At 61.6% G+C, this 7,755-nt stretch carries 8 protein-coding genes; 1 reads left to right on the plus strand and 7 read right to left on the minus strand.

All coding sequences use genetic code 11. The annotated features are described in order from the left end of the window. Positions 1 to 149: 149 nt before the first annotated feature. From tssG to AB4Z11_RS16250, 7 genes are read right to left on the minus strand one after another with little or no spacing between them, the layout of a single operon-like run. Entirely contained in the window at positions 150 to 1,217 is a 1,068-nt protein-coding gene (gene tssG / locus AB4Z11_RS16220; protein WP_442026278.1) for a type VI secretion system baseplate subunit TssG, read from the minus strand. After that, complete coding sequence (gene tssF, locus AB4Z11_RS16225; protein WP_442026279.1) at positions 1,181 to 3,019, minus strand: type VI secretion system baseplate subunit TssF; 1,839 nt, start codon at positions 3,017 to 3,019, stop codon at positions 1,181 to 1,183. Before tssF ends, tssG begins: the two co-directional genes overlap by 37 nt. 1 nt (position 3,020) lies before the next feature. Continuing rightward, positions 3,021 to 3,509, minus strand: a complete 489-nt coding sequence (tssE, locus tag AB4Z11_RS16230; RefSeq protein ID WP_442026280.1) for a type VI secretion system baseplate subunit TssE — start codon at positions 3,507 to 3,509, stop codon at positions 3,021 to 3,023. A 14-nt stretch (positions 3,510 to 3,523) separates the two neighbouring features. Next, positions 3,524 to 4,015 carry an Hcp family type VI secretion system effector gene (locus AB4Z11_RS16235; protein ID WP_442026281.1) on the minus strand — a complete coding sequence of 164 codons (492 nt, stop codon included), beginning with the start codon at positions 4,013 to 4,015 and terminating at the stop codon, positions 3,524 to 3,526. A 23-nt stretch (positions 4,016 to 4,038) separates the two neighbouring features. After that, positions 4,039 to 5,520: a type VI secretion system contractile sheath large subunit gene (gene tssC / locus AB4Z11_RS16240; protein WP_442026282.1), complete on the minus strand. Its 1,482-nt coding sequence runs from the start codon at positions 5,518 to 5,520 to the stop codon at positions 4,039 to 4,041. Position 5,521: 1 nt separating this feature from the next. Next, on the minus strand, positions 5,522 to 6,025 hold the full coding sequence (gene tssB, locus AB4Z11_RS16245; RefSeq protein WP_442026283.1) for a type VI secretion system contractile sheath small subunit: 504 nt from the start codon (positions 6,023 to 6,025) through the stop codon (positions 5,522 to 5,524). Between the two features lie 25 nt (positions 6,026 to 6,050). Further along, entirely contained in the window at positions 6,051 to 6,635 is a 585-nt protein-coding gene (locus AB4Z11_RS16250) for a tetratricopeptide repeat protein (RefSeq protein ID WP_442026284.1), read from the minus strand. A 206-nt stretch (positions 6,636 to 6,841) separates the two neighbouring features. Here AB4Z11_RS16250 and tssK point away from each other — a divergent pair. Continuing rightward, positions 6,842 to 7,755: type VI secretion system baseplate subunit TssK (gene tssK / locus AB4Z11_RS16255; RefSeq protein ID WP_442026285.1), on the plus strand; the 914-nt coding region annotated here is incomplete at its 3' end.

Consider the following 7,755-nt stretch of genomic DNA (forward strand, 5'->3'; position numbering starts at 1 on the left):
GTTCCAGCAAAGCCAGGAACAGATGTTCCAGATCGACTTCGAACTGGCCCAGCCCGACGCAAATGCTCGCCGCACGCGTGGCGGCCTCGCGGCAGCTCGCGTTCAATTTGCCGATCAATGTCTTCAGGTTGATGCTCATTGAATATCCTTTAAATGATGTAGCACACGTCGGCGCGGTCCTGTGATGGCGCGCCCTCGTGCATGAAACTGTCCCAGCCCAGGCGCCCTGCCGCGCCAACCTGGCCCAGCGTGGTGCCGGCAACATCCTCGCCGCGCAGCACCAGCCGGATCTCGTATTCCAGCGACACGCCGGTGAACATGGCCAGCAGCTTTTCCAGCGCCCGGGCCGCRCTGCCGCCCGGCAGGAAGGCATTGAAATCGTCGCGCCGCAGCGGCCCCACCGTCAGCCGCAGGCGCAGATCGCGCTGCCAGACGCGCGTGCCCGCCATGGCCGTCATGCCGAGCTGCGCATGGATGCCTCCCAGCGCCGTAAGCTGTTCACGCGGTACGTCATACCAGCAGCCGATAAACTGCGTCGCGGCGACCTGCACGTCAAAATATTCGCCCAGAACGCGCGCGATCATGGACGCCGATGCCGGCTTGTGGCGCAAGGCTGCGGCGAAGAAGGCCAGCGATTCATCGCGCACGCCGCCCTGTTGCAGGCGCTGAGTGAGCGACGGATTACCCAGTCCGCCCAAGGCCAGCAGCAGAGGCAGAAAGCGGTCATGGCGGTCGGCCTGATACTTCAGCGCCAGCCGGTATTTACGCCACGCTTCGTAAAACAGCGACAGCGAGCGAGTAGAGAAGGCATCAAGGAAGGCCCGTGGCCCATCGTCCTTTTCGTACAGCTGGTGGGCGGCAATCGTTTCCGTGTAGTGCGCGGGCAGCGTGCCCGAACTGCCGAGGAAGCCCATGAAATTGGGCGTCATGCGCAGATATTGCAGCTGGCGCGATGCCAGCGCTTCGGCCAGGGCCGGTGCAGTCGGCAGGATTTCGCGCGGCTCCGGACGCAGCGCCTCAATCTGGCTGGCAGGGAAGGCCAGCGAGACGGGATTCTGGAAGCGCAGGAAGTTCGCCACCGCACCTTCCTGCGGCGCGCCGTGCCGCTTTAGCCACAGCTCGAGCATGCGCACGGCCTGGAAATACTGAAAGCGGTAGGGTTCGGCGAACAGGCGCTCGATTACAGAAGGCTCAAATCGCCGCTTCGCGGTGTGCATCGCAACAGCTCCTCTCCCGACTTGGCGGCCACGATGACCAGTTGCGTGAAACTGTTGGCATGCACATATTGCCCCAGGAAGCTTTCAATGATGTGGGCAAAGGCGTGGATACCGCTGCCGACGAAAGCTTCCTCATCGACCTCCAGCCGCACTTCCATGCCGCGCACCAGGCAGGCAAAGGGATTCCCCGGCAGCCACGCATTGGCGGGCTTGTAGGCGATGGCAGTCAGGCCACGGATCTGGCGCTGGGTGGCCGGGGACCGCGGCAGGTCATACAGGGTCAGCATTTCCTGGAACGCTTCCAGTCCGCTGCCGGACAGCGACAAGTGATTCAGCGACAGATGCGAGATCAGGCGCCAATGCGCACTGCCTTCGCGACCGAAGCGCTGCGACACGGTCGGCTTGCGCAGGAAGCTGATGCTGCGCACACTGGAACCGCCCTCCATGAACAGGTCACCGCCGCGCACACCGTAAGCCAGGGAAGCAGGCAGGTCGCGGTTGGTGCATGTCAGCTGCAGGCTCAAGGTGTCGGTTTCGACCGCAGCCGGATCGAAGTCGATATCGACAATCGTTATTTCCGCTTCGTAGCCCGGGCTTTTGTGCGCCATCTGTTCGTCGCGCCGCATGACCCAGTAATGGCCGTTCTTTTCCGGCGCTTCGCCATGACGCAGCGAATAGAAAGGACGAAAAGCGACTACCGATTCACCTTGCGGTCCCTGTCTCACCATGCGCACCGATTCGATGGCATGCACCTCGTAGGCATAAGCACGGCGTGCATCGGCCAGTACCGGGTAGCTGTCCGAAGTATGCGTCAAGCGGATCGGCTCCCCGCGCTGGCGGAACAGGTTGACCACGGGGGTACAACCAAGCAGCAGATTGTTTGTCGAGAGCGTGGCCAGCATGCGCGCCACGTTCGAATCGCTGCGCAGGCCGGACATGGCCAGATGCAGCGTGACCTTGCGGCTGCCGGGCGGCAGCTGGCTTCGCAGCAGCCGCAAGTCGATGTCGAAGAAATTGAATTTCTCCGGGAAGCAGAAATATTCGGTCAGAAGACGGTAGGCGCTGTGCGAGCGCGCGGGAAAATCGATCAGGGCGTCCTGCTCCGCAAAGCCCGCCGGTGTAACGGGAATGCGCTCCAGAGGCAGCCAGCGCCCCTCATGCTCGGCATAGGCCTTCACCGTTCGCATGAACAGTGCATCGCGCAGTGCGGCGCAGAAGGAAGGCTCGCCATCCATGAAGACGCGCAGCGATGACACTGTGGGTTGTGCCAGCGTCGCCTGCTCCGCCGTTGCCTCAATGGTGATGCTCAGACTGGCCCCGGCGCCAGGCGGCAGCTGGACTGCTTCCGGCGCGTTGATCAGCGACGCGAAAGCCGCATGGGTCAGGGCCAGCGGCGCCACGGTGACCGGATAAGCCGTCCGGAAAGTGCACGCCACGCCGTTGACGGGGCGCGTGGAGAGTGCAGTGCCGCGCGCGATTTCGGTGGCGCTGGTCAGTTGCGCAGCGGCCGCTGCGTAATCCATGCGCGCAATGGAACACGACGGGAACGGCCGCAGGTAATGCGGATAAAGCACCTCAAACAGGGCTTCGGTAAATTCGGGATAATCATCGTCCAGCCGTTTGGCGATGCGTGAATTGAGCAGGGCAAAGGACTGGATCATGCGTTCGATGTGCGGATCTTCGCACACCTCGCCGCCAATCATCAGGCGGCCCGCAATCTTGGGATAGCGCTCGGAAAATTCGCGCGCATAGCGCCGCAGGAATCCTAGTTCGCGCTCGTAATATGGCAGCAACTCTTCCAAATCATGCTCCCGGCAGCGCCGCGCGGCGTGCCTTGCTTATCGTGTAGTGCAGGCTGGACGGCTGCAGCACCGCGTCGAAATTGACCGGCTCATGCGCCTCGTTCAGCACCAGCAGCGCCGTGATGGCGAAATTAAGCCGGTCAATGGCGCCCTCCTGAATCTCCAGCGCGGCACGGACCTGCCGCAGCCGGGGCTCATGCCGCGCGATGGCACGTTCCAGGCTCTGGCAGATGTGAGTGCGGTCATCGATGCTGGCGAGCGACAGGCCGGCAAAATCGTTCAGGCCATAGCTGGCGATCGAACGCGCACACTCGGGATAGCGCTTCAGCAAATGCTCAGGCATGACAGTACGGGTATTCAGCAGCGCTTCCAGGTCGCGCGCCACCGCATCCTTCATTTCTTCCAGGGACAGGCGCATTACCGTGGCGCTGCCGGCGCCAGGCGCCAGCAGCCGGTCCAGCAAGCCCGGTGTGAATCCCCTTTCCGCCATGCCCGCGCCGCCTGTCAGGCTACTTTATTGGCCGACAGGTCCCAGCCGCCGGAGGTGTTGCCGCCCGCGCCGCCGTTGACTTTCTGCTGGGTGTACTTCCACTTCACCTTGGAGTATTTCAGGGACACATCCTCACCCAGGATGTCGCCCGGACGAACTTCCGGCGCCACGCTGGCGATCAGCACGTTTTCCAGTTCGATCTCGAAATACTTGATACGCTCGCCCTGGCTGTCGGCGCGCATGAACTCCAGCTTGGCCTTCGGCAGGGTTTTACCGGAGGAGCAGTTCTGCAGCAGCAGCGGCGAAGACAGGTCGGCCATCTTGGAGAGCAGGATGTCGCGATGCTCGGTGCGCTCGGCGGTGTGGCCGCCGCCAGTGGATGCGGTAGCCGACTTCGGCTGCAGCACTTCCCACTGTACGGAGCGGACTTCGATCCAGTCCTTGTGCGCGGTATCGGTCGACTCGCCTTTGATGCCGTCGATTTGCAGATAAACGTCGATTGCCATTTTCTTCCTTTCAGGTGTTTAGGTTAGGACTTGGTCGATTGCGGGAGCTCCGCGACCAATCGGAGCGAGACGGACAACTCATCGAGCTGGAAGTGCGGACGCAGGAAGGACACCGCGCGGTACACGCCCGGACGTCCGGGGACCTCGGATACCTGCACCGAGGCCTCGCGCAAAGGGAACTGCGCCTTCTGCTCCTGGCTGGCGTTATCGTCCAGCAGCACGTACTGGGTCAGCCAGCGGTTCAGGAAATCTTCCACATTGGAGGCGGCGGCAAAACTGCCGATCTTGTCGCGCATCATGGCCTTCATATAGTGGGCGATGCGGGACACGGCAAAGATGTACTGCAACTGCGACGACAGCACGGCATTGGCGTTGGCGGCGTCGCTGTTGTATTTCTTCGCTTTCTGCGCCGACTGGGCACCGAAGAAGGCGGCATAGTCGGTGTCCTTGCAGTGAACCAGGGAGATGAAACCGAGGTCGCTCAACTCCTTTTCGCGGCGGTCGGTGATGGCGATCTCGGTTGGGCACTTCAGCGCCACCTCGCCCTCATCGGTCTTGAAGGTATGGGTCGGCAGGTCTTCCACCAGGCCACCGCCTTCAACGCCGCGGATGGCAGCACACCAGCCGAAGTCTTCGAAGGCGCGCGTCAGGCGCACGCCGAAAGCGTAGGCTGCGTTACACCACAGGTATTTCTGGTGGTCGGTACCGTCCACGTCTTCCACGAAATTGAAGCCTTCCACGGTGGCGCCGTCGGCCGGGTTGAATGGCAGCCGGCCCAGGAAGCGCGGCAGGGTCAGGCCCACGTAGCGCGCGTCTTCCGATTCGCGGAAGGACTTCCACTTGGCATATTCCACGGTGTCGAAAATCTTGGACAGGTCGCGCGGCTTGCCCAGGTCGGCATAGCTCTCCAGGCCGAACAGCTCGGGCGATGCAGCGCTGACGAACGGCGCGTGGGCGGCCGCTGCCACATGCGACATCTGCTCGATGAAATACATGTCTTCCGGCTGGCGTGTGACTTCGAAGTCGCCGATCAGCGCACCGAACGGCGCGCCGCCAAAGGTGCCGAATTCTTCTTCATACACCTTGCGGAACATGGCGCTCTGATCGAATTCCAGCGCGCTCTGGAAGTCCTTCACCAATTCCTTCTTGGTCGCGTTCAGCAGCTTGATTTTCAGGCCGGTGCCGGTGGCCGTGTTTTTCACAAGGTAATGCAGGCCAGTCCAGCTGCTTTCCAGCTTCTGGAATTCCGGCGCATGCATGATGGCGGACAGCTGATTCGAAATCAGGCGATCCAGTTCCGCCACGCGGGCGTCGATGGTGGCCGCCAGGTTATCGGACACCACTACGGTACCCGCCATCACCTGCTGCACCAGCTCGGAAATGATGTCGCGCGCACGCGCATGCTCGGTGCTGGATTTAGCAACCTTGCTTTGTTCGACGATCTGGTCCAGCAGGTTGTTCTCGGCAGTGGCCAGGCCACCCTTTGCGTTCAGTTGGGCCGACATCTCACTCCCCTTTCACATTCTGCTGGCCCAGTTCAGCCAGTTTCTCGGTACTTTGCAAAACCTGGTTCAGCAGGTCTTCCAGTTTGTCGTTGCCGGCCAGCTTGTTGCGCAGGTCGGCCAGCTTGTTGCGCGCTTCCAGCAGCTGGCGCAGCGGCTCGACCTGCTGCACCACGGACTCGGGACGGAAGTCGGCCATTGAGCGGAAATGCAGGTCGACGCCAAAGCGCCCCTCGCCACTCAACTCGTTCGGTACCTGGTAGGCCGCGCGTGGTTCCACGCCTTTCAGCACCTCGTCGAAATTGTCGCGATCAAGATTGACGAACTTGCGTTCCTTCAGGCGCTTCTGCTCCACTTCCGAATTGCCGCCGAAGTCGCCGACTACGCCCAGCACGAAAGGCAGCTCCTTGTTTTCGATGGCGTCGCCGATCTCTACGTCGTAGGTCATCTGGACCCGGGGCGGGCGGATTTTCTGCAGGCGCTTCTGGACGCTTTGGCTCTTGGACATGACTTCTCCTTCTTTCAACGAGGGGTTACTTCAAGGCGCCAAAGGGATCGGCGCTGGGATTGGAGGCGGTGGTTTTCGTCTTGCGTCCACCGGACTTGGCAGGCGCCGCGGCAGCCTTGGGGGCCGGCGGCACCAGCACGGTTTCGCCCAGGCTTTCGCGCAGCAGCTTGGCCAGGTCCTGCGATTCGGTGCGGATCGATCCGGACAGATTATTCTGGCGGCTCAAGTCCCCCAGCGCGCGGGTCGACAGGCGCAAGCCGCTGATGGCGATGATGCTGTTGGCCAGCTGGTCGCTCGGATCGCGCACCAGGATTTCCTGTGCGCCCATGATGGCTTCCCCATACTGCCCTGCGTCATAACGGGTTTGGGCGATGCGCACCCAGGGCTGCTTGTCTTCCGGATAGTTCTGCGCCGTTTCCTTCCACAGCGCGAGCGCCTGCTCGGTCTTGCCGGCAGCCTGCGCCTCGCTGGCCCTGGCAAGCAAGTCTTCAATCTTGGGTTTGACCGGCACCGCCGCCACCTTGGGCGGCTCCATGGTCTGGCAGGCGCTCAGCACGAGCGAAAATGCTGCGACGCACAATAAACGCAGCGGCGTGACGCTTTTCTTCATGACTAACCTCGTATGGACACGGAGATATCGAAATTGCAATTATTATGATTAGCGCAACACTATCAGAGAAAAAATATTACCTGCGCACAATTGAATCTATCCAATTCTCACACCCCTGCGCACGATAGCGCCTGTAGCTACAGGCTTTTCGCAAAAATGTTATTGTTCTTACAGTTGAAAAATGGCAATGAATAAAGAGGTCCAAAATGAGTAGCAAGGTCTTATGGGGGGAAGGACTTTTCCTGCGTCCCCAGCATTTCCAGCAGCAGGATCGCTATCACGAACATCGTGTGCATTGCAGCGTGAAAGCTGCTCATCCATTCGCCTGGGGCGTGGAACGCGTGGCCATCGACCATGAAGCGCTGGCCAGCAACCGTCTGCGATTGCTCGACCTGGCGCTGATCTTCCAGGACGGTGAACTGGTCGATGCCCCCAACAGCGATGACCTGCCGGATAGCGTGGACCTCAGCCAGTTGCAGCAGTCGCAGCACAGCGTCACCTACTACGCCGCCCTGCCCGCCTTCAAGCATTTCGGCGGCAACTTCACGCCCGCAGGACAGCCGGTGAACGGCGCGCGCTTCGCGCAGGCCAATGCCGACACACCGGATCTGTACACGCAGGCTGCGCGCGCCGAGCTGGCCTACCTGAAAAAAACGGTGCGCCTGCTGGCCGATACCGAGCCGCGCGACTCCTACGTGAGCTTTCCCTTGCTGCGCTTACGGCGTCTTGCCACCGGCGGTTTCGAACTCGACCCCACTTTCATCGCGCCAAGCGTGAGCGTACGCAGCGCGCCGCCGCTATTCCAGCAATTGCGCCGCCTGCTCGACGCCTTGCAGGCCAAAGTCAGCGCGCTGTATGGCCACCACCGTGAACCGAGCCGCAACTTCATCGAGTTCCGCAGCGGCGACATGTCCACCTTCTGGCTGCTGCACACGGCCAGCAACGCATTCGGCTCGCTGTCGCACTACTTCCATAATCCCGAACTGCATCCGGAGCGGCTGTACGAACAGCTGCTGTCGCTGGCCGGTTCGCTGATGACCTATTCGCGCAGCTGGTCGCTGGCCGATCTGCCGCCTTACCGGCACGAYGATCCCGGCCCGGCGTTCACACAGCTGCATAT

Origin of the sequence: Pseudoduganella sp. RAF53_2 (assembly GCF_052113985.1) — a bacterium.
In the GTDB taxonomy this organism is placed as follows: Bacteria; Pseudomonadota; Gammaproteobacteria; order Burkholderiales; family Burkholderiaceae_D; genus Rugamonas.